Below are 24,226 nucleotides of genomic sequence, written 5' to 3' on the forward strand. Positions count from 1 at the left end.
GACCAGCACAGCTGAGGCTGCCCGTCGTCATGTCGCAGAGTTCGGGGTCGGAGCGGGGCGGTGACCTCCGCTCCGAACGGCCCGTCGCGGGCCGGTCCCTCCGATCAGCCGAAGTGGGCCCTCGTGCTCACGGCGGCGGTGCTGGCGACGGCCCTGGTCGCAGCCGGGGTGGCGCTCATCCTGCCGAGCGGTCTGCCCAGCGACGACCCGCTCGGTGGCCCCGCGCGCTTCGGGCTCGCGGTCGCCGTCTTCGCCTTCGCGCAGCTCGCCCGGCTCCAGTTTCGGGCTGCGGCCGGAGCGGTCAGCCTCACCTGGGGTGAGGCCGCGCTCATCATCTGCCTCCACCAGGTGCCCGCCCCCTGGATTCCGGCGGCCACCCTCCTCGGCGTCGGCCTGGCCTGGTCGGGGATGTCGCTGCTCGGCACCCACCGACCACCGTTGGAAGTCGCCCGGATCGCGTCGTCGCTGACCGTGGCGACGGCGTTGGCTGGGTTCGTCACCACCCTGCTGGGTCGGCCGCTGCTGGCGGCGCCGACCCCACCGCTCGCGCTCGCGATGGTCGCGGGTGCGGTCACCTACCTACTCGTCAGTGCCGGGCTCGGTGCGGTCACCCTCAACCTGTACCACCGTGTCCCCATCGGTGCCCTGCTGGGGGAGGCGCTGGGCGGCAAACTGATGACGTTCGTCGGGAACGTTGTGGTGGGCCTGGTCGTGGTTGCCCTCATCGAGGTGGACCCACGTTGGTTGTTGATCCTCCCGCTGCCGCTCTGGCTCCTCCAACAGACCTACCGCCACCGGCTCCGCGCCGATCGGGAGCGACGTGCCTGGCGTGCCTTCGCCGAGGCGACCGCCGCGCTCAATCACCACGACGAGCGGGGAATGGCGACGGCGGCGGTGAGCGGCGCACTCACCCTGTTCCAGGCCGAGTTGGTCACCGTGGAGGTCGCCGGCGGCGACGGCCGACGGCATCGGTACCGGGGCGACGCCGCCGGTCAGCTCTTCACCTGGGAGAGCGGCGGCCCCGACGTGACCGACGGGGACGAACGCGATCTGGTTCGGCCACTCACCGTCGGGACCGCCGAGGTCGGCCACCTGCGTGTCCGGTTCCCCCGGGCGGCACCGCCCACCGACCGCGACCGCGACGTCTTCGCGGCGTACGGTGACGCCCTCGCCGCCGCCCTGCACGACGCGGCGAGCCATCGGGAGCTGCGGAAGGTCGCCGCCTGCTCCTTGCAGGAGGCGGTGAGTGACGCGCTGACCGGCCTGGCCAATCGGACGGCCATGCTCAGCAAGGGCGACCAGGTGCTGCGGCGGCTGGCGCGGGACCGGCCGGTGGCCTTGCTGCTACTGGACATCAACCGGTTCAAGGAGGTCAACGACACGCTTGGGCATGCGGCCGGTGACCAGCTGCTCCGCCTGACCGCCGACCGGCTGGGCGGGTTGGCCCGCGGCGGGGACCTGCTGGGCCGGCTCGGCGGCGACGAGTTCGCCCTCCTGTTGACATCGGTGCCAGTACTCGGAGACGGCGCCGCCCCGATGGCGTACACGCTGCGCCAGGCCCGGGAGATCACCGAACGGCTCGCCGCCCCCACCGAGGTGGCGGGTGTCCGGATGTCCGTGGAGGCCGCCGTCGGGGTGGTGGTCGCCGGCGCCGGCTCCGCCGACATGGCGGAGCTGCTGCGGCGGGCGGACATCGCGATGTACCAGGCGAAGGAGGGTAGTGGCAGCGTCGCCGCGTACGACTCCGCGCGCGACGCCGCCAGCACCGACCGGCTCGCTCTCCTGGCCGAGCTGCGCGAGGCGTTGGCCGCCGACGACCAGTTGGTACTGGTCCTACAACCGGCGGTGGACCTGGCCACCGGGGCACCGACCGGGGTGGAGGCGCTGATCCGGTGGCGGCATCCCCGACGTGGTTGGTTGAACCCGCACGAGTTCATCCGTCCGGTGGAGAACAGCGAGCAGTTGGGCACCTTCACCCGGTACGTGCTGGACAAGGCGCTCGGCGTGGCGGCGCAGTGGGCCCGGGACGGGCTGGACCTGCCGATCTCGGTGAACCTCTCCGCCCGCAGCCTGCTCAACCCGCGGCTGCCAACCGAGATCGCGGACGCGCTGCGTCGCCACCGGGTGCCGGCGCGCCGCCTTGTCCTGGAGATCACCGAGACGGTGGTGATGAGCGAGCTCGAGGTGATCGACGAGGTGCTCGGCGCGCTGCGCACGATGGGCGTGCAGTTGGCCGTTGACGACTTCGGCACCGGGTTCTCGTCGTTGACCTTCCTCACCCGGGTCACCGTGGACGAGTTGAAGGTGGACCGCTCCTTCGTGATCCGGATGGCTGACTCGCCGGAGGCGGCGGCGATCGTGCGCAGCACCGTGGGGCTTGGTCAGCAGCTGGGGCTACGGGTGGTCGCCGAGGGGGTGGAGACTGCCGAGCAGCGCAGTGCGTTGGCCGAACTCGGCTGCACGGCAGCCCAGGGCTACCACTTCTTCAAACCCATGCCGGCCGACAAGATCGGGGCGGTCCTTGGCGGTCTGGTCGACGAGGCGCGCCCCCGGATCATCCCGATCCGTGCCGACGGCGCCTCCTGAACGCCGGTGCTGATCTCGGTCAGCTACTCCGCCTGCCACTGGTGTCACTGCACTTTGACGCCGGACTCATTACTCGTGTGTTTCGGCTGTGTGGGTTCAGGCAGAGCTGACCTGGGGCGTGGCCGGGCTGAGGTAGTGCACGGCGGTCTGTTCCGCATGAGAGGTGAGCAGATCTCGTAGTTCCTTGGCTGCCGTTTGGAGTAGATGCCCGCGACTGGGTTCTTGGAGGGTTTCAAGGATGAAGGCGACGTGGGTGGAGTCCTCGGTGACGCGGGTCCGATGGGCGTCCCGGTGGTTCCAGCAGCGAGTCAGGACGCCGGCAGAGTCGGCGTACACGACTTCGCCCAGCTTGGGGTTCTCTACGGTGTCCGGTTCGCCGAGCGGGGTGAACTCCTCGGTGCCATTCGCGTGCCGGATGTCGACGTCGCCCATGATGTGGTCCAGGTCGAAGGCCCCGGCGGGCAGTCCGTGACGGATAGAGACGCTGTTGTAGGAATCTACGGCTGGGTTGATGCGGGGCAGCGTGCCCTTCTTGGCCATACGGCGGCCGAGCGCGTCGACGCTGGGGCGGACGCGACGGGGGTTGATACCGAAGGAGCGGTACGCGGTATGCCACGACTCGATGCGGGGGTCGCTCTCATCGGCGGGGCTCCAGGAGCCGTCGGCAAGCTTCTGTTCCAGATCGTCCACGGCGTAGGCGGTGTCGGGCCAGGGCTCGTGGCCGCGTAGGCCGGTAGCGGTTACCAGGGCGATGAGAGTGCCTGGGAAGGCGTCGGCGACGGCGGGGGCGATGCGGAAGACAGTCATGAGAGTCCGTTTCCTAACAGGGAGAACATGTCCAGGGACAACGCGCTGGGTGATGCCCTACTGACGTGTATCGGGCGTGTCGAAGGCGCGAAAGCGGCTCGCGCTGGGACGCAGAGGCCGAGGTGGAGGCGGAGGCGCCGAAGGCCGTGGGGGACGTTGGCGTCATGCTCGAGCGTCTGCCCGCAGTCTGAGAGGCGGTCTTCTGCGGTTCCGGGTCTTCACTTCGGTCTGCTGAGACTCGCGTCCCAGAGCTGGAGAACATGTGAGGCCCCTTGGGGCAGGCGAGGGCAAGGAGAATGGTGACAGGGTAGAGGGCGGCGATCGCGGCGACGCCGTGCACGCCCCGGCTCAGGCATCATGATAGGCATCCGTGCACTGGGAGTTCAGGAGGTGTGCTCGCAGATCCCGACGGCGATCAGGTTTCTGTATTGCCCGGCACGCCGGCCGCATCTGGGAAACGTCCCAAAGGATGATCACGAATCCCGGCAAGAGGGACAGGAAGTGATTGATATCGATCTGTAGTATCGCTCACGAAAGGGGAGCGGTGCGGGGTGGTCGCGGCCGTTGTTGCCGCGAACGCGCGAGGGGCTCTAAGGCGACCAGTTGGCGAGTTGACAAACGGTCGCCGTGATGACTGCCGCGACAAGATCGGGGCGGTCCTTGGCGGCCTGGTCGACGAGGTACGCCCCGGGTTGTTCCCCGCGGGCCGACGGCGCCTCCCGAGCACCCGCGCCGATAGGGTCGACCCGTGAACCGACTCGCCGGCGCCACCAGCCCGTACCTGATTCAGCACAAGGACAACCCGGTCGACTGGTGGCCGTGGTGTGCGGAGGCGTTCGCCGAGGCCCACCGGCGGGACGTCCCGATCATGATCTCGGTCGGCTACGCCGCCTGCCACTGGTGTCACGTCATGGCGCACGAGTCCTTCGCCGACGAGCAGGTGGCCGCGCTGCTGAACGAGGGCTTCGTGGCGATCAAAGTGGACCGCGAGGAGCGTCCGGACGTCGACGCCGTCTACATGACGGCGACCCAGGCCATGACCGGGCAGGGTGGCTGGCCCATGACCGTCTTCGCCGCCCCGGACGGAACCCCGTTCTTCTGTGGCACCTACTTCCCGAAGCCCAACTTCCTCCGGCTGCTCCAGTCGGTCACCACCGCCTGGCAGGACCAGCGCAGCGCCGTGCTCCAGCAGGGTGCCGCGGTCGTCGAGGCGATTGGCGGTGCCCAGGCGGTCGGGGGTCCATCCGCCCCGCTCACCGTTGACCTGCTCGACGCTGCTGCCGACCGGCTTGGCGAGGAGTACGACGAGGCGAATGGCGGCTTCGGTGGGGCACCGAAGTTCCCGCCGCACCTGAATCTGCTCTTCCTGTTGCGGCGGTACCAGCGCACCGGCGACCAGCGGAGCCTGGAGATCGTCCGGCACACCGCGGAGGCGATGGCCCGGGGCGGCCTCCACGACCAACTCGCCGGGGGCTTCGCCCGCTACTGTGTGGACGGGCAGTGGGCGGTGCCGCACTTCGAGAAGATGCTCTATGACAACGCCCTGTTGCTGCGCGTGTACACCCACCTGTGGCGGCTCACCGGTGACCCGATGGCCCGCCGCGTGGCACGGGACACGGCCCGTTTCCTCGCCGACGAGCTGCACCGGCCGGGCGAGGGGTTTGCCTCCGCGTTGGACGCCGACGCCGACGGGGTTGAGGGTCTGACCTACGTCTGGACCCCCGCCCAGCTCGTCGAGGCTTTGGGCGAGGAGGACGGCCGGTGGGCCGCCGATCTGTTTGCGGTCACCGAGCAGGGCTCGTTCACCCCGCACGCCGCCTCGCCGCCCGGCGAAGCCCGGAGTGGGGCGGAAGCCGCTGCGCAGTCGGCCAGCGTGCTTCGGCTGGCCCGGGACGTCGATGATGCGACGCCGGAGGTGCAGGCCCGCTGGCAGGAGATCGCGCACCGGTTGCTGGTGGTCCGCGACGCCCGCCCGCAGCCGGCCCGTGACGACAAGGTGGTAGCTGCCTGGAACGGGCTCGCGATCACCGCGATCGCCGAGTTCCAGCAGGTCGCAGCCGGCTACGCGGAGGATGCTCCCGGGCCGGACGCCAACCTGATGGAGGGCGTGACGATCGTCGCCGACGGTGCCATGCGGGACGCGGCCGAGCACCTGGCAAGGGTGCACCTCGTGGCCGGGCGGCTGCGGCGCACGTCGCGGGACGGCCGGGTCGGCGAGGCCGCCGGAGTCCTGGAGGACTACGGCTGCGTGGCCGAGGCGTTCTGTGCGATGCACCAGCTGACCGGCGAGGGGCGGTGGCTGATCTTGGCGGGGCAGCTCCTCGACGTGGCGCTGGAGCGGTTCGCCGCACCACAGGGCAGCTTCTACGACACCGCTGACGATGCGGAGCGTCTGGTCAGCCGGCCGGCGGATCCCACCGACAACGCCACCCCGTCCGGCCGGTCGGCGATCGTCGCCGCGCTGGTCGCATACGCGGCGTTGACCGGCGAGACCCGCTACCGGGAGGCGGCGGAGGCGGCGCTGGCCACCGTGGCGCCGATCGTCGCTGCACACGCCCGCTTCACCGGGTACGCGGCCACCGCCGGCGAGGCGCTGCTCGTCGGTCCGTACGAGATCGCGGTGGTGACCGCCGATCCGGTCGGTGAGCCGTTGGTGCACGCGGCGCACCGGCACGCCCCGCCCGGCGCCGTGGTGGTGGCCGGGCGGCCGGACCAGCCCGGGGTGCCGCTGCTCGCCGGTCGGCAGATGGTCGACGGGCAGGCCACCGCGTACGTCTGTCGGGGCTTTGTCTGCGACCGGCCGGTAACCGGAGTTGACGCCCTGGTGGCGCAGCTGACGGGTCGGTAGGCGGGCGGCGGGCCCGGGTGGCGGTCTGGCTCCACTGGCCGGATACGCTGACCGGGTTATGGACTCCCACACCGGTCTGCCCGCTGTCGGAATGGTGGGCGGCGGCCAACTGGCCCGGATGACCCATCAGGCCGCGATCGCCCTCGGCCAGTCGTTACGGGTGCTCGCGCTCGCTCCCGATGATGGTGCCGCCCTGGTGGCCGCCGACGTGCAGTACGGCGAACACGCCGATCTTGCGGTGCTGCGTACCTTCGCCAAAGGCTGCGACGTGGTCACCTTCGATCACGAGCACGTTCCCACCGAGCACATCGCGGCCCTCACCGACGAGGGCGTCACGCTGTTTCCGGCGGCCGAGGCGCTGGTGCACGCCCAGGACAAACGGGTTATGCGGGAACGTCTCGCGACGTTGGGTCTGCCGAATCCGGCCTGGTGCCCGGTCGAGACCCCGGCCGACGTGGAAGCCTTTGGCGACGCTGTGGGCTGGCCGGTGGTGCTCAAGGCGGCCCGGGGTGGCTATGACGGCCGGGGCGTGTGGCTGGTTGAGGACGCCGCTCGGGCGGCCGAACAATCGGCCACGTTGCTGGCCGCCGGGATGCGCCTGATCGCGGAGGAACGGGTGGCGCTGCGCCGGGAGCTGGCCGTGCAGGTGGCCCGTTCCCCGTTCGGGCAGATCGCCGCGTACCCGGTGGTCGAGACCGTGCAGCGGGACGGGATCTGCGTCGAGGTCCTGGCCCCCGCGCCGGAGTTGCCGGAGGAACTGGCGGTCGGTGCGCAGCAGCTCGCCATCGACCTCGCCACCGAGCTCGGCGTGGTGGGTCTGCTCGCCGTCGAGCTGTTCGAGGTGGCCGACCCGGCCGAGGTGACAGGCAGCCGCCTCGTGGTCAACGAGTTGGCGATGCGGCCGCACAACTCCGGGCACTGGACAATCGAGGGGGCCCGGACCTCCCAGTTCGAGCAGCATCTGCGGGCGGTGCTCGACTATCCGATGGGGGACACATCGTTGACTGCGCCAGTGGTGGTGATGGCCAACGTGCTGGGCGGTGAGCCGGGCGGCATCTCCATCGACGAGCGCCTGCACCACCTCTTCGCCGCTGAGCCGGCTGCGAAGGTGCACCTGTATGGCAAGCAGGTGCGGCCCGGTCGCAAGATCGGCCACGTCACCGTACTCGGCGACAACCTGGACGAGGTACGTACCCGGGCCGCGCGGGCGGCCCGTTGGCTGCGGGAGGGGCACGGATGAGCGCGGTCGGGCTGATCATGGGTAGCGATTCGGACTGGCCGACGATGCGGGCCGCCGCCGAGGCGCTGGACGAGTTCGGGGTCGCGTACGAGGTCGAGGTGATCTCGGCGCACCGGACGCCGGACCGCATGATCGATTATGGTCGCGTCGCCGCTGATCAAGGTCTGAAAGTGATCATCGCCGGGGCGGGGGGTGCGGCCCACCTGCCGGGCATGGTCGCCTCGGTCACCCCACTGCCGGTGATCGGGGTGCCGGTGCCCCTGAAGTATCTGGACGGGATGGATTCACTGCTCTCCATCGTGCAGATGCCGGCCGGCGTGCCGGTGGCCGCCGTCTCGATCGGCAACGCCCGCAACGCCGGTCTGCTCGCGGTCCGGATCCTCGGCGTCGAGGACCAGTCGTTGCGCGATCGGATGGCGGCCTACCAATCCGATCTTGAGCAGGTGGTTGCGAAGAAGAACGCGGCCCTACGCGCCTCGCTGAGCTGAGCGCCGCCGCCCGCCCATCCAACGGTTCCGCTGTCCCCGGTGACCACTGCACGTCCGGTGGCCTCCGCTGTCCCGGCGGCTCTGCCGTGGGCCGGGCCGGACCCCGGCGGGCAGTCGGCTAGCGCATGCCGCGTAGGGCGGTCTGGAGGCGTTCCTGGGCCCGACGGCGACGTTCGTTGCTGGCTCCGAGGACCAGCAGGAGGAGACCGACCGGGATCAGCAGCAGCCACGGTCCGAGACTGAACAGCGCGTGGATCGCCGTGAACGCGGTGGCCGTGGCCCCCACGATCACCGGAGCCTGCTGTTGCCGCAGCGAGCCGAAGACCAGTACCGCCACCGCCCCGAGTAACAGCAGCACCTGGCGTAGCGTGCTGCTCTCGGTGGCCAGCACAATCGCCAGGGTCGGCAGGAAGGCGGTCACCAGCGCCGGCCCGTACGCCACCCAACTGCTGATCTCGGAGCGCTGGCGTAGCTCCAGCACGCCGACGAGCAGGGCCAGAGCGGCGAATGGCAGGGTGTAGGCCTCGGGCAGGGCCACGTCCGCGACCCACATGAGAATCCACCACGCGGTGATCTCGCAGACCACCACCGCCCAGAACAGGATCCGCCGCTCGATGTCGCGGCGCCCGGGGCGGGCCGCCGCCACTCCGAGGATGGCACCCCCGGCGGCGAGTAGGGCCGCGATGTGCCGGGGCGAGTCGTAGGCCAGCGCCAGGGCGATCAGTGCGGCGGCGAAGCCGCTCCACTCCACCGTGGCCGCCTCCCGCCCCGCCTCCGGGCGACGCAGGCGTGGCAGGGTGGCCGCGAAGACCTGGAGGGCCGCCCCGACGGCCAGGACGCCGAATGCCGACCAGCGTGCGCTCAGTCCGGCGACCAGACCGGCGGTGAGCACGAAGAGCTGTGCCATCAGGGCTGCGAACAGCCAGCCGAGGATGCGGGCGTGCCCGGTGGCACCGAAGATCGCCGCCACCGTGCCCACGACCACCGCGCCGCCGAGCGTGACCAGGGTCAGGCTTTCTGTGGCCAGGCTGCCGGCCAGCCCCGCGCTGCCGGCGGCGAGGCCGATGCTGAAGACGAGCACTCGGGCCAGCCGGAGCGAGCGGGCCCGCTCCACCAGGGCGGGCGGCGGCGTGAGCGCGAGCCCCAGCATGGCGAGGGTGAATACGGTGAGCCCGGCGAGCGTGCTCGCCGGCCAGGCGAGATCCAGCGCCACGGGCGTGATCAGCAGGGTAACGGCCGTGCCCGGCAGCATCACCGGCACCGCCCGGCTGCGCCGACCTGCACTGAAACCGACAGCAGCCAGCGCGGCCGCGGTGGTGAGCAGCAGGGCGGTCAGTACGTGCGTCGGATCCGTCGCCGCGGATGAGGGCAGGAGTAGCTCCAGCGGCGGGCCCTGCCAGGTGTGGCCGAGGGTTCGGTATGGCTCGACCAGCGCCACGTGCAGCGCCGGTGCAAGCGAGACCAGGGCCAGCACCGTGGGCAACGTCGCCGCGGCGAGCGCCCCGGCGGCCGGGTTGACTCGCCACCGGCGGGTGCCCGGCCCGGCGGGGCGGTCCAGGGCGTCCCCGAGTGGTACTCGCCACCGGCGAGTCGGTGCCGCGAGCCCGGCCGGGGGTTCGGTGGCGCCGCGGGTCAGCTCGGCGAGGACCCCGATCAGGGCAGCCGCGGCGGCGTACACCCCGACCTGCAGGCCGGCGGGGATGGCGGCGATGGCACTCACCGTGGCGCCGCCGACCAGCGCGGCGCTGGCCCAGGGCAGGTATTGCGGAACCCGGCGACGGGTGGCCCTCACGGCAGCCAGACTGAGGCTGGAGGCGGCCAGGGCGGCAATCAGCACCACCTGCGGTGAGTGCCCGAACTCGGCGGCCAGGGCGGCCACCGCACCGGGCAGCGCGAACAGCGTGGCCCCGGTCGCGGCACCGCCGATCTGCGCCAGGTGGGGTGGCGGTCCCTCGGCGTCCACACCGGTGCCCAGCGGCGGGGACAAGGTACGAGCGAAGGTCGCCACGGCGACACCGATCAGCGCGATGCCGCCGAGGGCCAGCGCGGTCGTCCACGGCCGGACCAGCCCGGCGCCGGCGACGTGCAGCGCCAGCACACCGGCCACGACGGCCCGGGAGAACGCGGCTCGGGCATCGACCGACGCCACGGACGCCAGACCGTACCCGGTGGCCAGCACCGAACCCAACAGCACCGGGGACCACCAGGGCAGCGCGAACGCCGCCGGTGTGCCGATGGCGGCCAGGACCGCGGCCGCACCGGAGACGTCGTGCTGCCAGGGCGGCGGCAACAGGACCGCGGCGGCTGTCGCCAGCAGCGCCAGCGCGACCGGCGCCTGCCAGGTCGAGCCGCCGGTCGGGGCGGCCGGCCAGGTGCTCAGGTCGCCGGCCCAGATCGGGCCGGAGGTCAGCAGGACGCCGACGCCCCCGCGGAGCGCCATCCCGCCGACCAACAGCCCGACCAGCCCGCCACCCAGGGCTAGGCCGAGGGTTGGGCCTCGCCGCCACTGCTGCGGAAGTGCGCGGACGGCCACGGCCACGACCAGCAGCAGCCCGGCCGCGACCGCCAGCTGGGCGCCCGGCGCGAGGACAGCGGCGATCCGAACCAGGGTGGCGACCAGCGCGGCGGTCACCGCGGCGCCTGCCAGGTCGGAGCCGTCCAGGAGGAGGTCGGAGCGGCGACGGGCGTCGAAGGAGGGCGCGAAGAACAGGAGCACCGCGGCGACGAGCAGCAGCGCGCCAACCCAGGCGTCGGCGGTGGTGGTGGCGGGCGCCCCGAACGAGGCCGCGGCGACGGCCAGGGCGCCCAGTACCGCACCCGCCGCGAGCGGCATCGGGAGATGCCGGTGCGAAACCTGCACGAGGGCGGCGTAGCCGAGCGTGGCGCAGACCGAGAGGAAGCTCGCCGCCAGCACCGCGACGGTCGCCTCCCGCAGCGCCGTGGAGGTCGCGGCCGGGCCGGCGGCGACGACCGCCGCCACCGCGCCGGGCAGGGCGAGCGCCGCCCCGCCCGCGGCCCAACCGGAGAGGAGGTCCGCTCCGGCGGAGGCGACCCGGAGTCGAGGTGCCGCCGCCACCAGCACACCCGCCACGAAGAGGACGAGCAGGACGGCGGCGGTTAACGACGGTCGGGTCAGCCCGGCTCCGGCACCGAACAGGCCCACCCCGGCGGCGGTCACGGCGTGCGCCCGCGCCGCGCGTTCGGTCCGCGCCGACAATCCGGCCACCCCGACCCCGACCGCCGTCACCACCATCGGCCACGGCGCGGCAGCCCAGCCGAGCCCGAACGAGGCGGGCACGGCGAGCGCGGTCAGTGCGGCGCCCACCACCGCGAACTCCCGGCGGATCCCCGGCGGCAGGGCGACCACGGAGGCCACGGTCAGCAGCAGCGCGCTGACGGCGAGCTGGCTGGCGGCGGGGCCGCCCACCGCGGCGAGCTCGGCGGGGTAGCGGTCCAGGTCGGCGGCCCATGCCGGGAGAGCGGCTCGGATCGGGGCCACCCCGGCTCGCAGGGCGTCGGTGGCGACGACGACGCCGCTGATGGTCAACGCGATGGCGGAGGCGAACTGCGGCCCGCGCCGGAGAGCAGCCGGCACCGCGCGTACGGCCAGCCCGGTGAGCGCGATGACGGCGGTGATCAGAAGTAGTGCCTGGTTGGGTGCCGCCACCGAGGCGAGCCGGCTCGCCGCGCTGATCACGGCGAGGGTGAGGATGCCGGTGCCGATGTCGGGGAGGGGTGCGCGGCGGGTCGCCAGCATCCCCGCGCAGGCCACGGTGGCGGCGAGGAGGAGCGCGGCTCCCGCCCCGACCGTCGGCGCCACGGTGGTCACCTCGAGCAGCGCGGTGCTGGCGTAGCCGAGGGCGGCCAGCGCGGCGGCGCCGTAGAGGACGAAGATCAACTCACGGAGCCCGGGGACCGGGCGGGCGGTGGAGCCCGGCCCATCGAGGACCTCGTCCGTCTGCGCACCGCTGTCGGGTCGGCCCTCGCCCGGACGCTGGCGCGGGGCGACGGGGGTGCCCGGAGGCCGCGTCGAACCGGTCTGGCCCTCGTCCGTGCTCGGTGGGGTCGGGGGGGCTTCGGGCAGGTCCCAACGGACCGGGCGGGCCGTCGTGACGGCGGAGCCGGCCAGCCAGAAGTTCAGGACGGCCACGAGGGCCAGCACCGCGGCCCAGCCTGCCGGAGCGCTGATGCGGTCGGAGGCGAGCAGCGGCAGGATCGGCTGGAGGGCCAGCACCGTGGCGAACCGTGGCGCGCGGAGTCCGGTCCAGCCGCCGTACCCCAGGGCAACCCCGGCGGTGACCGCGAAGACGGCTCCGGCGAACACCGCGCTGGACGCGCCGCCAACGCTGTCCACGGACCAGAGCGCGTACCCGGCCAGCGGCACCAGGAGCAGACCGACGGCGGAGATGGTCTCGGCGGTGGCGGTGAGCCCGCGTCGGGCCAGCACCGGCGGGGCGAGCAGCATCAAAACCGTCGCGAGGCAGAGCACGCCCAGCCGGGCGAGGGCATCCAGGGAGCTGGTGGCGACCGCGGCGAAGACCACCGCGGCGACGCCGAGCAGCAGCGCGCCGAGCCCGAGGGGGATGTTCTGCACCTCGCGACTGGAGGCCTCCGGCGGGTGCTCGGGGTTGTCGGCGTCGAGCCAGACGGCGGTCGGGGGTGGCGGCTCCTCCGGCCCGGACGAGCTGCCCTGCCGGGGCACCCGCGGCGGTGCGCCGGGGGGAGCGGTCGGTGGCCGTCGATCTGGCCGGCGACGCAGCACTCGTCGCGGGCGGGTGGCCTGTTTGAGATTCTCCTCACCAGCATGCGCAAGGATGTCTCGTTGGAAGAGCGCAGCCTGCATCTTGGCGGCGATCTTGCGTTGTTCACCGGCGATCTCGGCGTCCCGCGCCTTCATCTCCGCGATCGACCGTTCGATCTCCGCCAGGTGTTCGAGCCGCTGCGGTTGCTGTGCGCCGCAGTGTGGGCAGCGGACGGCCGGCTTCAACTCCCGGCCGCACGAGGAGCACTGAAAGCTCGCCACGACACCCTCCAGCCGCACTGTGGACCCTACTGTCGCAGCATGCCCAATACCGGCCTGGATTTCGACAGTTGTCGGCGGGTCCAGGGGCGTGGCGCCCTACTCCGCGGAGCGCGGTCGGCGACGGGTTACGGGCGGCCCATGCCGCGGTAGTCCCAACCAGCCTGCGTCCACAATGTTGAATCGAGGCAGTTGCGGCCGTCAACCACCCGGCGGCCGGCGACCAGAGCGCCGAGCGCGACCGGGTCGGCGTTGCGGAAGTCAGCCCACTCGGTCAGGACGCAGATCAGGTCGGCACCGGCCACCGCCTCGTTGATGCCCGGTTCGTAGGTCAACTCGGGCGCCACGGCGCGGGCACGCTCCATCCCCTCCGGGTCGTAAACGTGCACGTCAGCGCCGGCCTTGTGAAGTAGCGATGCCACGGCGAGGGCCGGGGCGTCGCGGACGTCGTCGGTGTTGGGCTTGAAGGTCGCACCGAGCACGCCGATTCGGATGCCGGAGAGATCGGGGCCGGCCGGGCCGGTGCGTCGGTCGAGTAGGTCGGCGGCGAGTTGGACCACCCGGGTCCGGCGGCGCAGGTTGATCAGATCCACTTCGTGCAGGAAGCGCAGCGCCTCGCCGGCACCCAGTTCCTGGGCCCGGGCCTGGAAGGCGCGGATGTCCTTGGGTAGGCAGGCCCCACCGAAGCCGAGGCCGGCCTGGAGGAACCGGTTGCCGATTCGGGGGTCGAAGCCGACCGCGCGGGCCAGGTGGGTCACGTCGCCGCCAGCGGCCTCGCAGACCTCCGCCATCGCGTTGATGAACGAAATCTTGGTTGCCAGGAAGGCGTTTGCCGCGACCTTCACCAGCTCCGCGGTGGCGAAGTCGGTGACCACCATCGGCACCTCGCGGTCCTCTGTGGCAGCCAGGTCGAAGACGCCCTTGTGCGCGGCGTAGAGCATCCCGTTGGCCCATTCGCTCTTGACGCCGACCACGATCCGGTTCGGGCGGAGCACGTCGTCGACGGCGAAGCCCTCCTGGAGGAACTCGGGGCTCCAGGCAACCTCAATGCCCAGATCAGCCGGCGTGTGCTTGCTCACCAGCTGCTCGACCCACTCCGCGGTGCCAACCGGCACCGTGGACTTGCCGACGATCAGCGCCGGCCGGGTGAGCTGCTGCGCCAGGCTGGTGACCGCCGCCTCGACGTACGACAGGTCCGCCCCTAGCGCGTCGGCCCGCTGCGGGGTGCCGACACAGATGAAGTGCACGTCCCCGAACTCGGCGACCTCGGCCATGTCGGTGCTGAAACGCAGCCGCCCGGCGGCGAGGTTGCGCTTGAGTAGCTCGTCCAGGCCGGGCTCGTGGATCGGCACCTCACCCGCAGCGAGCATGGCGATCTTGTCGGCGTCCACGTCAAAGCCGAGCACCTCGTAGCCCAGCTCGGCGTAGCAGATGGCGTATGTCGCGCCAAGGTAGCCGGTGCCGAGGAAGGTCACCCGGGGGCGAGGGGCACCGGACGGGGGCGTCACCGCCGCGATCGGTGGCACTGGCTGGGTGTTCGGGTACGGGATCGTCACGCCTGTCTTCTCCGCTCGCACTGGCGCCGCTCGTGGCGTCGCTGCCGACCGCGGCGCCTGCCAGGGCACCGAAGGTGGTTGTTCGTATTGTTTGACCATGCTCCCGCGCGGGCCGGTCAGTGCGGCACGTCGTGGCCTACGCGGCGGTAACATCGCCCGAGCCCGGGGTCGCTATCCTTCAGTCTGCGCGGTCCGCGGACAGATGACGCTACAGACTGCGCATGATAGCGGTGAAGAGGAGGGGCCGACATGGCCGCAGAGCAGGCGTTCGACGGCTACCGATTGACGGATGAGCAGCAGGCGGTCCGGGAGGCGGTTCGGGAGGTCTGTGCGGCGAAGGTGGCACCGCACGCCGCCGAGGCGGACGAGACCGGTGAGTTCCCGAAGGCGTCCTTCGACGCGTTGCGGGCGGCTGACTTTCACGCCCCGCACATTCCCGCTGAGTACGGCGGTGCCGACGCCGACGCCCTCGCCACAGTCATCGTGATCGAGGAGGTGGCGCGTGCCTGTGCCTCCTCCTCGCTGATTCCGGCGGTCAACAAGCTGGGCACCATGCCGCTGATCCTGGCCGGGTCCGCGGAGCTCAGGCGGAAGTACCTGACCCCGGTGGCGGCCGGCGACGCGATGTTCTCGTACTGCCTGTCCGAGCCGGAGGCGGGCAGCGACGCCGCCGCGATGACCACCCGGGCCGTCCGGGACGGCGACCACTGGGTGCTCAACGGCGTCAAGCGATGGATCACCAACGCTGGCGTGTCCGAGTTCTACACGGTCTTCGCCGTGACCGACCCGACCGCCCGGAGCCGGGGTATTTCGGCCTTCGTGGTCGAGAAGTCCGACCCGGGGGTGAGCTTCGGCGCACCGGAGAAGAAGTTGGGGATCAAGGGCTCGCCGACCTGCGAGGTCTACCTGGACGGCGTCCGTATCCCCGCCGATCGCATGATCGGTGCGGAGGGCACCGGCTTCGCCACCGCCATGCAGACCCTGGACCACACCCGGATCACGATCGCCGCGCAGGCGGTGGGCATCGCGCAGGGGGCACTCGACTACGCCAAGGGGTATGTGCAGGAGCGTCGGCAGTTCGGTAAGCCGGTCGCCGACTTCCAGGGCATCCAGTTCATGCTCGCGGACATGGGCATGAAGCTGGAGGCGGCGCGGCAGCTGACCTATGCCGCGGCCGCCCGTTCCGAGCGGGGGGACGCGGACCTGACCTACTTCGGCGCGGCGGCCAAGTGCTTCGCCTCCGATGCGGCCATGGAGATCACCACCAACGCCGTGCAGCTGCTCGGTGGGTATGGCTACACCCGGGACTACCCGGTCGAGCGGATGATGCGCGACGCGAAGATCACCCAGATCTACGAGGGCACGAACCAGGTGCAGCGCATCGTCATAGCACGGCAACTGTTGAAGGGCTGATCCACCCGCCGGCGGGCCGGCGCCCGGCCCGCCGGAACGGGGCCGGGCGTGGGCTCGATTGGATGGTCAGCGCAGCCCGGTGGTGGTGTTGGTCTGCCGGCGGCTGCCGCGTGGCGGGGCAGACCAGGGGGTCTCGCCGCCGGTCTGTCGGGGTAGCGATTCGGTCGGGTCGGACTTGGGGTAGCCCAGGACTGGTTCGGTGCTGTCTGGCTCCGATGTGGGCGACCAGTCGTGGAGCGAGGGGTCCGGTGGTTCCGGCGCCTCCGCTGCCTTCGGTTCCGCCTCGGTCGTCGGCCACCGCCGCCAGCGTTGACCGCTGAAACCGGCGACCAGCAGCAGGAGGCCGATCAGGAAGAGTGTGCCGTTCTCCAGCGGCAGAAGCAGCGGCAGTGGGTCGCCGAGCACCTCCCAGTCCGTCGGGAAGCGGTCACGGACAGTGAACGGCCTGATGGCCAACCCCAGGTACGGGGTAGCGAGCAGCAATCCGGCGACGATCGGGCCGGCCGGCGAGACGCGCAGCGTCCCGAGGAGTCCGAGCAGGATGCCGCCGACGAACAGCCAGACCGCGGGCTCGATCAGGTTGGCCGAGTTGAACCGATCGACCTCCACCCAGCGGTCGACGGTGCGCGTCGATCCATCCTGACCGAGAGTGACCAGGATCCACGTGACGGGTACCACCACGAGACCCGCGAGGAAGCTCCAAAGATGTCGCATCCGCGCACCGTACCGTCTCCGATATGACCGAGTATCCCGCCATCACCGCACCGGGCAGGCCGACCGCATACTCCCGGGTCACGCTGAGTCGAATCATGACAGCCGTCGATGTAAACCTCTACGGCACCGTGCACGGCGGAGTGCTGATGAAGTTCGTGGACGACGTCGCGGGGGCCGCCGCCGCCCGGCACAGTGGCGGGACGGCCGTGACCGCGGCGATTGACGAGATCGTCTTCTCTGAAGCGGTGCGGGTCGGGGACTTGGTGCACGCGTACGCCCAGGTCAATTGGGCCGGGCAGACCTCGATGGAGGTCGGGGTGCGGGTCACCGCCGAACGATGGGACTCGGCCGAGGGAGAACCGGTGCGGGTCGCCACCGCGTACCTCGTCTTCGTCGGCGTCGACGCCGGCGGCAGCCCTCGCTCGGTCCCACCGGTAGCCCCGGAGACCGTTACGGACCAGCGGCGCTTCCGAGAGGCGGAGATTCGGCGGGCGCACCGACTCGCCCGTCGTCGGGCGATCCAGGCACACCGGGACGGCTGAAGCGTCGCCGGTCCACATCGGTCGAAACCGCCGGCGGCGAGGCGATGTGCCGGGGCGTCCGGGACCAGGCGCAGGCGACGGCGCCTCGAGGTAGGGCAAGATGGCGCCACGGCCGTACAGCGTTGTGCCGGACCGAGGGAGGGTGGAGCGATGGGTGAGGTGCTGTGGAAGCCGCCGGCGGATGTGCGTGAGCGGTCCCGGATCGGGACCTACCTGCGGTGGCTGAGTACGCACCGGGGGCTTGACTTCGCCGACTACGACGCACTGTGGCGCTGGTCGGTCACCGACCTGCCCGCCTTCTGGCAGTCGATCTGGGACCACTTCGAGGTCGTGTCGCACGCCCCGGCCACGGCCACGCTCGCCGAGCAAACCATGCCCGGCGCCCGCTGGTTCCCCGGCGCCACCCTCAACTACGCCGAGAACGTGCTGCGGATGCCGGGCCGGGGCGACGCCGACCCGGTGGTGATCGCCCACGGCCAGACCCGGCCACCGGTCATCCTCTCCGCCGCCGAGCTGCGGGAGCAGGTCCGCCGGGTCGCCGCGGGACTACGTCGCCTCGGCGTCGGCGCGGGTGATCGGGTGGCCGCGTACGCGCCGAACATTCCCGAGACGTACGTGCTGTTGCTGGCCTGCGCCAGCCTCGGCGCGATCTTCTCCTCCTGCGCGCCTGAGTTCGGCACCCGGAGCGTGACCGACCGCTGGCAGCAGATCGAGCCGAAGGTTCTGGTCGCCGTCGACGGCTACCGCTATGGCAACAAGCCGGTCGACCGGCGGGCCGAGGTGGCCGCTGTTCGAGCCGCGCTGCCGTCGCTTTCACACACCGTCGGCATCGCGTATCTCGATCCGGCCGGTCTCCCCCCGGCGGACACGATCGCCTGGGCCGATCTCGCCGCGGCCACCGACGAGCCGCTCACCTTCACGCCGGTGCCCTTCGATCATCCGCTCTATGTGCTCTACTCTTCCGGCACGACGGGCCTGCCCAAGCCAATCGTGCACGGCCATGGCGGCATCCTGCTCGAGCACCTGAAGATGCTCGCCCTGCACCACGACCTGGGCCCGGCGGACCGGTTCTTCTGGTTCACCACGACCGGCTGGATGATGTGGAACCTCCTCGTCTCCGGGCCGGCCGTGGGGGCGTCGATCGTGCTCTTCGACGGCGACCCGGGCCACCCCGATCTGGGGACGCTGTGGCGGCTGGCCGAGCGCACCGGCACCACCTACCTCGGTACCTCGGCGCCGTTCCTGCTGGCCTGTCGCAAGGCCGGGCTGGTCCCGACCCAGTTCGCCGACCTGTCTGCCCTGCGTGGGGTCGGCTCCACCGGCGCGCCACTGCCCCCCGAGGGCTTCCGCTGGGTTTACGGGAACGTCGGCGACGCGCTCCAGCTTCAGTCGCTCTCCGGCGGAACCGATGTCTGCACCGGCTTTGTCGGCGGAAGTCCGTTGCTGCCCGTGCACGCGGGCGAGATCGCCTGCCGGGCGCTCGGGGCGAAGGTGGAGGCACGCTCCGGCGACGGCACCCCGGTCATCGGTGCGCTGGGTGAGTTGGTGATCACTGAGCCAATGCCGAGCATGCCGGTCGGGTTCTGGGGCGACGCCGACGGCAGTCGGTACCGGGAGGCGTACTTCGACCGCTACCCCGGCGTCTGGCGGCACGGCGACTGGATCACGATCAACTCGCGGGGTGGTTGCGTCATCACCGGCCGCTCCGACGCGACGTTGAACCGGGGTGGGGTTCGCCTCGGCACCGCAGAGTTCTACTCGGTGGTGGAAGGGCTGGACGAGGTCGTCGACTCGCTCGTCGTGCACCTGGAGGACGCCGAGGGCGGCGCTGGTGAGCTGCTCCTGTTCGTGGTGCTCGCCGTGGGCGTGGAGTGGGGCGACGCGCTGCGGGCCCGGATCTGCCGGGAACTGCGTACCGCCCTGTCGCCCCGGCACGTGCCCGATGAGATCCATCCGGTCGAGGCCGTCCCGCGGACCCTGTCCGCGAAGAAGCTGGAGGTGCCGGTCAAGAAGATCCTGACCGGCACCCCGGTCGATTCAGCGGCAGCCAGGGGTGCGCTGGCCAACCCAGAGTCGTTGACCGCCTTCGCGGGCCTGGCTCAGCGCCGAGCCGCCCACGACGACGCCACCGGTGGGCGAGCCCTGTGACGGCCATCGATTAGGGATCAAGGCAGGGTGAGGGTGGTCCGCTCGGCGACGGCGCGGGCGCCGAGACGGCTGGCGTCGGGGTGGGCGACCAGGACCGTGGAGGCGTTCGCGGTCAGCGGGGCCAAGAGCCAGTCGACCGGGTCCGGGTAGCGGTCGACGTCAATCAGGACCCGTGTGCCGGGGGTGAGCCCGAGGTCCGTGGCGCGCGCCGCCGCCCGGGCGGCCAGCTCCGCCTGGGCCGGCCCGCCGGGTGCGGGCGCCCCGAAGTGGTCGCCGTGCGTCCGTACCTCGGACGCGAAGTCCGCGTACCCCGGTGGCACCTCCCGTAGCGGCCGGGCGAACGGGTCCAGCGCGAGTAGGTAGCGGTCACCGGCGTAGGATCGGTCCGCCTCGGCCACCCGGCCGGTGGCGACGAAGAGAACGTCCACGTCGTCGGGCGAGTCAGCCACGGTGAGGCCAGCCGACCAGCATCCGAGTAGCACGGCGGCGGTCTGCCAGTGCGGGGGCAGGAGTACTCCGGCGGTATCGCCGGGTGCGAGTCCCACCCCGTCGACCAGCAGATTGGCGGTCTTGGCCACCCAGTTCGCGCAGGTAGCGCCAGAGAGTTCGGTGCGTTCGCCGGTGGCGTCGTCGTACCAGGTGAGCAGCGGTCGGGTCGGGTCGGGTGCGATCGCGTCCGCGAGGACCCGGGCAAGGTTGTCGGCCATCAGCGCGAACGATACGCTCCCGCCGCTCGGACCCGAGGGCGACGACGACCTGGCTCAGCGCCGGGTCGCAGTCCTCGCCCGGGCGGGGGTGCGGCGTAGGCTTACGGCGAAAGTGTCGTACCCCACACCCCCGAGTGCAAGGAGTCGCCCCTTGACCGCCGGCAGCCCGCCCCGTGTGCTCATTGACGCCACGAGTGTTCCCGCCGATCGTGGCGGCGTCGGTAGATATGTTGACGGCCTGCTCGGCGCGCTCGGGAAGGTCTGCGGCACCAGCGTTGACCTGGTCGTGGTCAGCCTTCGGACGGATCTTGAACGCTATACCCGGATGCTGCCCGGGGCGGAGATCATCCCCGCCCCGGCCGCTGTGGCGCACCGGCCCGCGCGGCTCGCCTGGGAACAGACCGGCCTGCCGCTGCTCGCCCAGCAGGTCGGCGCCCAGGTGCTGCATTCGCCCTTCTACACCTGCCCGCTGCGGGCGGGCTGTCCGGTCACCGTGACCGTGCACGACGCCACCTTCTTCACCGAGCCAGAGCACTACGACAAGTCCCGTCGCACCTTCTTCCGCAGCGCGATCCGGACGTCGTTGCGCCGCGCCGACCGGGTGATCGTGCCCAGTAAAGCCACCCGGGACGAGCTGATTCGGCTGTTGGACGCTGACCCGACCCGGATTGATGTCGCGTACCACGGGGTTGATCATGTCGCGTTCCACGCCCCGAGCGCCGAGGAGAAGGCCCGGGTCCGGGCCCGGCTGGGGCTCGGCAGCCAGAGCTACGTCGCGTTCCTCGGTGCCAAGGAGCCCCGCAAGAACGTTCCCAACCTCATTCGGGGCTGGGCGCGGGCCGTGGCGGACCGGCACCAGCCGCCAGCCCTGGTGGTCGCCGGGGGGCAGGGGCACGACGACGAGATCGATCGCGCGGTCGCCGAGGTGCCGTCGCACCTGCGCCTGCTCCGCCCCGGTTACCTGCGCTACGCCGACCTGCCGGGTTTCCTCGGTGGGGCCTTGGTCTCCGCCTACCCGTCGTACGGCGAGGGGTTCGGCCTGCCGATCCTGGAGGCGATGGCCTGTGCGGCGCCGGTGCTGACGACGCCCCGGCTCTCTCTGCCCGAGGTGGGCGGCGAGGCGGTCGCGTACACCAGCGAGGCACCGGATCAGATCGCCGCCGACCTGGCCGCGTTGCTCGACGACGAACACCGCCGGCTGGCGCTGGCCCAGGCCGGGTTCGACCGGGCCAAGGAGTTCACCTGGCAATCCAGCGCCGACGTGCACCTCGCCGCCTGGTCGCGGGCCCGGTCGTGAACGGGGCGCCTGTTCGGCTGACCCGGCGGCCTCAGCCGATCTGTTCGGGGAGAATGTGCAGGTGATTTACGCCGTCATCCCGGCGGGTGGCAGCGGCACCAGGCTGTGGCCGTTGTCCCGCGCCGGGCATCCAAAGTTTCTTCACCAGCTCACCGGGTCCGCTGCGTCACTGTTGCAGGCGACCGTGGAGCGGCTTGGTCCGCTGGCGACGCCGGAGCGCACCTTCGTGGTCACTGGTACGGCACACGCCACCGCGGTGGCCCGCCAGCTGGCCGGGCTGCCGGAGCAGAACATCCTGGTCGAGCCGTCGCCGCGGGACTCGTGTGCAGCGATCGCACTGGCTGCCGCCGTGATCGCCCGTCAGGAGCCGACCGCGGTGATGGGCTCGTTCGCGGCGGACCATCTGATCGGTGACCCGTCCGGGTGGCGGGAGACGGTGCGTCAGGCCGCCCAGGGGGCCGAGCAGGGGCTGTTGATGACGGTCGGGATCACCCCGGCCTGGGCGGAGACCGGCTACGGCTACCTGGAGACCGGCGAGCCGACCGGAAACGGGATGCTGCGGCCGGTGGTCGAGTTCAAGGAGAAGCCGGACACCGCGGTGGCGGAGGCGTACCTACGGTCCGGGCGGCACCTCTGGAACGCCAGCATGTTCGTGTGGCGGGTGGATGTCTTCCTCGCCGAGTTGGCCCGACAGCAACCAGCGCTGCACGCGGGCGTTCTCGAGATCGCCGCCGCCTGGGGCACCGAGGGCCAGGACGAGGTACTCGGCACGGTGTGGCCGACGCTGCCGAAGATCTCGGTCGACTATGCGGTGATGGAGGGGGCGGCGACCGCGGGCCGAGTGGCGACGGTCCCCGGCGATTTCGGCTGGAACGACGTCGGTGACTTCCACACCCTCGGCGAGGTCCTGCCGACGGATCCGGCCGGCACCATGGTCCTGGGCGGGGAGGCGAAGCCCAGTGTCCTGTTGCGCGACAGCACGAACCTGGTGGTTGTCCCGCACTCGGGCCGGCTCGTCGCGACGGTTGGAGTGCACGACATGATCGTGGTCGACACCCCGGACGCGTTGCTGGTCTGCCCGCGTGCCCGCGCCCAGGACGTGAAGCAACTCGTCGACGAGCTCAAGGAGCGGGGTGAAGTGGGGCTCGTCTGAGCGCCGCCAGTGCCGGTCTGATCAGCTGGGTGGTCCCGCCGGCCAACGGAGTCGGAAGCTGGTTCGGTGGAAACCAGCCCAGCTCCTCGGACTCCTCGCTGACCTGGAGCCGTGCGCCGGGCGGGGCGAGGACGGCGAAGCGTACGTCGTGGTGGAATGAGCCGCCCTGGCAGGTGACCGGATGAATGTCCACGTCGATCGGCACCGGATCGATCCGCAGGCCGGTCACGCCGGACTCCTCGGTCGCCTCCCGCAGCGCCGCCGCGGCCAGGGTCGGATCGTCGGGCTCGCAGTGCCCGCCGAGCTGCACCCACTGGTGGAGCTTGCCGTGCAGGCAGAGCAGCACCTGGGAACCGGTGGCGTCGAGCACCAGCGCGCTGGCGGTGACGTGGCCGGCCCGGTGCGTTCGGCTCATCGCTTCCGGCCCGGCGGTGAGGAGGTCCAGCGTTCGGTCCCGGGCATCGGCGGCGGCCGCCGACGTGGGCACCCAGCCACGCAGCACGGTGAGGGCATCGGCGTGCAGGGCGGGATCGGCCTGCGAGCCGGCTCGGAGATCGGGCGTTGACAAGGGCCCTCCTGACGTTGGGGGTGCGCCCGCAACCCTACGGGTGCGGTGTTCGTACGCTTGGCTGGTGACTCTGCGACTCCTGGAATTTGTGGTGGGCGACAACGAGGCCAGTGACCTGCTCCCGGTGCGTTCGCCGGCGCTGCTGCGCGCGCACGGTGCCCGGCGTGGCTTCTGGACGGTGCTCGACGAGGGCCCGGTCGAGCAGTGCCTCGCGCTGCTCCTGGAGCTTACCGACGGCACCTGGACGGCCCAGCACGTGACCGCCGACGCCGGAGCCGAGAACGGCCGTACCGAGGACGGCGAGGCGTTGGCCCACCACGACGGGTGGGTGTATGTCTTCGGGTCGCACTTCGGATCGAAGGCCGGCCCGCTGCGTCCGCGGCGGGCTTTCGTGGCCCGGTTCCGCGAGCAGGACGCGGCCCGCGGCCTGCTGCCGGTGCAGGTGGTGCGCAACCGGTTCCGGATCCACCGGGCGGTGAACGACGCCCTGATCAAGGCCCCGTTCACCCCGCTGCCGCCGGGAGACCAGGTCCGCTCCCGGTTCATCGGCGCCACCGTGGCGCGGGGGACCGCCCGGTCCAAGGGCTGGGTCGAGCGGCTGGCCGTCGACGATCTGCCGCTCAATGTGGAGGCGGTCGCCTTCACCCCGGCCGGCACGGCGCTGCTCGGGCTCCGGTTCCCGGTCACTGCCGAGGGCGACCCGATCCTGGTGGAGCTGGCCGGGGTACCCCAGATGTTCGCGCCCAGCCCGACCTGGCCGGAGGCGCTGGGCACGTACGTACTGACCGGGGTCACCCCACCCGGCGCGTTGGCCGGCTTCCGGGCGATGGTGCCTGGCGCGGAGGGCGACTACGCGGCGGTGATCGGCTCGATCGACGCGCTCGGGAAGGGTTCGGTGCTGCTGGCCGACCACCCGGCGGGTGGGGAGGTGACCTCCCGGCACGTCCGCTTCCGACTCCCCGACCAGGGCCACCGGATCACCGGCGAGTTGGTCGCGGACCTCGCGCCCTTCCACCATGTCGAAGGGCTTGCCGAGCTCGACGGGAGCCGGTTTTACGTCACCGACGAGGACCACCGGGTTGCGCTCTGGGTGGGCTGACCCCTACCGGATTGCGGGGTGGGCCCGCCGCGGCTCCGTC

General features: G+C 71.6%; 16 protein-coding genes. 10 read left to right on the forward strand and 6 right to left on the reverse strand.

Annotation, left to right across the window (positions count from 1 at the left end; genetic code table 11):
* Positions 1 to 60: 60 nt before the first annotated feature.
* Positions 61 to 2,586, forward strand: coding sequence for a putative bifunctional diguanylate cyclase/phosphodiesterase (locus STROP_RS04700; protein ID WP_011904838.1), 2,526 nt, complete (start codon positions 61 to 63; stop codon positions 2,584 to 2,586).
* A gap of 96 nt (positions 2,587 to 2,682) precedes the next feature.
* Here the strand turns inward: STROP_RS04700 and STROP_RS04705 are convergent, their stop codons facing one another.
* On the reverse strand, positions 2,683 to 3,393 hold the full coding sequence (locus STROP_RS04705; protein ID WP_011904839.1) for a B3/B4 domain-containing protein: 711 nt from the start codon (positions 3,391 to 3,393) through the stop codon (positions 2,683 to 2,685).
* Positions 3,394 to 4,141: 748 nt separating this feature from the next.
* Between STROP_RS04705 and STROP_RS04710 the strand changes: the two genes are divergently transcribed.
* The 3 genes from STROP_RS04710 to purE are packed head-to-tail and all read left to right on the forward strand — an operon-like array spanning position 4,142 to position 7,969.
* The gene (locus STROP_RS04710; RefSeq protein ID WP_011904840.1) at positions 4,142 to 6,241 is read left to right on the forward strand and encodes a thioredoxin domain-containing protein; all 2,100 of its coding nucleotides are present in this window, start codon (positions 4,142 to 4,144) and stop codon (positions 6,239 to 6,241) included.
* Positions 6,242 to 6,299: 58 nt separating this feature from the next.
* Positions 6,300 to 7,481, forward strand: a complete 1,182-nt coding sequence (locus tag STROP_RS04715) for a 5-(carboxyamino)imidazole ribonucleotide synthase (protein ID WP_011904841.1) — start codon at positions 6,300 to 6,302, stop codon at positions 7,479 to 7,481.
* Entirely contained in the window at positions 7,478 to 7,969 is a 492-nt protein-coding gene (gene purE, locus STROP_RS04720; RefSeq protein ID WP_011904842.1) for a 5-(carboxyamino)imidazole ribonucleotide mutase, read from the forward strand. Before STROP_RS04715 ends, purE begins: the two co-directional genes overlap by 4 nt.
* A gap of 118 nt (positions 7,970 to 8,087) precedes the next feature.
* On the opposite strand, the gene STROP_RS04725 is transcribed toward purE, so the two are convergent.
* On the reverse strand, positions 8,088 to 12,992 hold the full coding sequence (locus tag STROP_RS04725) for an SCO7613 C-terminal domain-containing membrane protein (protein WP_011904843.1): 4,905 nt from the start codon (positions 12,990 to 12,992) through the stop codon (positions 8,088 to 8,090).
* A gap of 125 nt (positions 12,993 to 13,117) precedes the next feature.
* The gene (locus tag STROP_RS04730; RefSeq protein WP_011904844.1) at positions 13,118 to 14,545 is read right to left on the reverse strand and encodes a UDP-glucose dehydrogenase family protein; all 1,428 of its coding nucleotides are present in this window, start codon (positions 14,543 to 14,545) and stop codon (positions 13,118 to 13,120) included.
* A 249-nt stretch (positions 14,546 to 14,794) separates the two neighbouring features.
* Between STROP_RS04730 and STROP_RS04735 the strand changes: the two genes are divergently transcribed.
* Positions 14,795 to 15,958 (forward strand): acyl-CoA dehydrogenase family protein, encoded by a 1,164-nt coding sequence (locus tag STROP_RS04735; protein WP_011904845.1) that lies wholly within the window; start codon positions 14,795 to 14,797, stop codon positions 15,956 to 15,958.
* 66 nt (positions 15,959 to 16,024) lie between these two features.
* Here STROP_RS04735 and STROP_RS04740 read toward each other — a convergent pair whose 3' ends face one another.
* On the reverse strand, positions 16,025 to 16,672 hold the full coding sequence (locus STROP_RS04740) for a hypothetical protein (RefSeq protein WP_011904846.1): 648 nt from the start codon (positions 16,670 to 16,672) through the stop codon (positions 16,025 to 16,027).
* 23 nt (positions 16,673 to 16,695) lie between these two features.
* Between STROP_RS04740 and STROP_RS04745 the strand changes: the two genes are divergently transcribed.
* Positions 16,696 to 17,214: an acyl-CoA thioesterase gene (locus STROP_RS04745; protein ID WP_011904847.1), complete on the forward strand. Its 519-nt coding sequence runs from the start codon at positions 16,696 to 16,698 to the stop codon at positions 17,212 to 17,214.
* A gap of 150 nt (positions 17,215 to 17,364) precedes the next feature.
* Positions 17,365 to 19,362 (forward strand): acetoacetate--CoA ligase, encoded by a 1,998-nt coding sequence (locus tag STROP_RS04750; protein ID WP_011904848.1) that lies wholly within the window; start codon positions 17,365 to 17,367, stop codon positions 19,360 to 19,362.
* A gap of 17 nt (positions 19,363 to 19,379) precedes the next feature.
* Here the strand turns inward: STROP_RS04750 and STROP_RS04755 are convergent, their stop codons facing one another.
* Entirely contained in the window at positions 19,380 to 20,069 is a 690-nt protein-coding gene (locus tag STROP_RS04755) for a TIGR03089 family protein (RefSeq protein WP_011904849.1), read from the reverse strand.
* Positions 20,070 to 20,220: 151 nt separating this feature from the next.
* Between STROP_RS04755 and STROP_RS04760 the strand changes: the two genes are divergently transcribed.
* Entirely contained in the window at positions 20,221 to 21,366 is a 1,146-nt protein-coding gene (locus tag STROP_RS04760; protein WP_011904850.1) for a glycosyltransferase family 4 protein, read from the forward strand.
* 55 nt (positions 21,367 to 21,421) lie between these two features.
* Positions 21,422 to 22,519 (forward strand): mannose-1-phosphate guanylyltransferase, encoded by a 1,098-nt coding sequence (locus tag STROP_RS04765; protein ID WP_011904851.1) that lies wholly within the window; start codon positions 21,422 to 21,424, stop codon positions 22,517 to 22,519.
* Here the strand turns inward: STROP_RS04765 and STROP_RS04770 are convergent.
* The gene (locus STROP_RS04770; protein WP_011904852.1) at positions 22,488 to 23,087 is read right to left on the reverse strand and encodes an NUDIX hydrolase; all 600 of its coding nucleotides are present in this window, start codon (positions 23,085 to 23,087) and stop codon (positions 22,488 to 22,490) included. The two genes, STROP_RS04765 and STROP_RS04770, sit on opposite strands and share 32 nt — an antisense overlap.
* A 64-nt stretch (positions 23,088 to 23,151) precedes the next feature.
* Between STROP_RS04770 and STROP_RS04775 the strand changes: the two genes are divergently transcribed.
* The gene (locus STROP_RS04775) at positions 23,152 to 24,186 is read left to right on the forward strand and encodes a hypothetical protein (RefSeq protein WP_026274778.1); all 1,035 of its coding nucleotides are present in this window, start codon (positions 23,152 to 23,154) and stop codon (positions 24,184 to 24,186) included.
* Positions 24,187 to 24,226: the final 40 nt, after the last annotated feature.

The organism is Salinispora tropica CNB-440 (assembly GCF_000016425.1).
GTDB classification, from domain to species: Bacteria; Actinomycetota; Actinomycetes; order Mycobacteriales; family Micromonosporaceae; genus Micromonospora; species Micromonospora tropica.

What these genes read in the sequence shown, in the direction of transcription:
- STROP_RS04715 (WP_011904841.1), top strand. Translation starts at nt 6,300, where the DNA reads ATGGACTCCCACACCGGTCTGCCCGCTGTCGGAATGGTGGGCGGCGGC.
- STROP_RS04740 (WP_011904846.1), bottom strand. Translation starts at nt 16,672, where the DNA reads ATGCGACATCTTTGGAGCTTCCTCGCGGGTCTCGTGGTGGTACCCGTC.
- STROP_RS04750 (WP_011904848.1), top strand. Translation starts at nt 17,365, where the DNA reads ATGGGTGAGGTGCTGTGGAAGCCGCCGGCGGATGTGCGTGAGCGGTCC.
- STROP_RS04735 (WP_011904845.1), top strand. Translation starts at nt 14,795, where the DNA reads ATGGCCGCAGAGCAGGCGTTCGACGGCTACCGATTGACGGATGAGCAG.
- STROP_RS04755 (WP_011904849.1), bottom strand. Translation starts at nt 20,069, where the DNA reads ATGGCCGACAACCTTGCCCGGGTCCTCGCGGACGCGATCGCACCCGAC.
- purE (WP_011904842.1), top strand. Translation starts at nt 7,478, where the DNA reads ATGAGCGCGGTCGGGCTGATCATGGGTAGCGATTCGGACTGGCCGACG.
- STROP_RS04745 (WP_011904847.1), top strand. Translation starts at nt 16,696, where the DNA reads ATGACCGAGTATCCCGCCATCACCGCACCGGGCAGGCCGACCGCATAC.
- STROP_RS04705 (WP_011904839.1), bottom strand. Translation starts at nt 3,393, where the DNA reads ATGACTGTCTTCCGCATCGCCCCCGCCGTCGCCGACGCCTTCCCAGGC.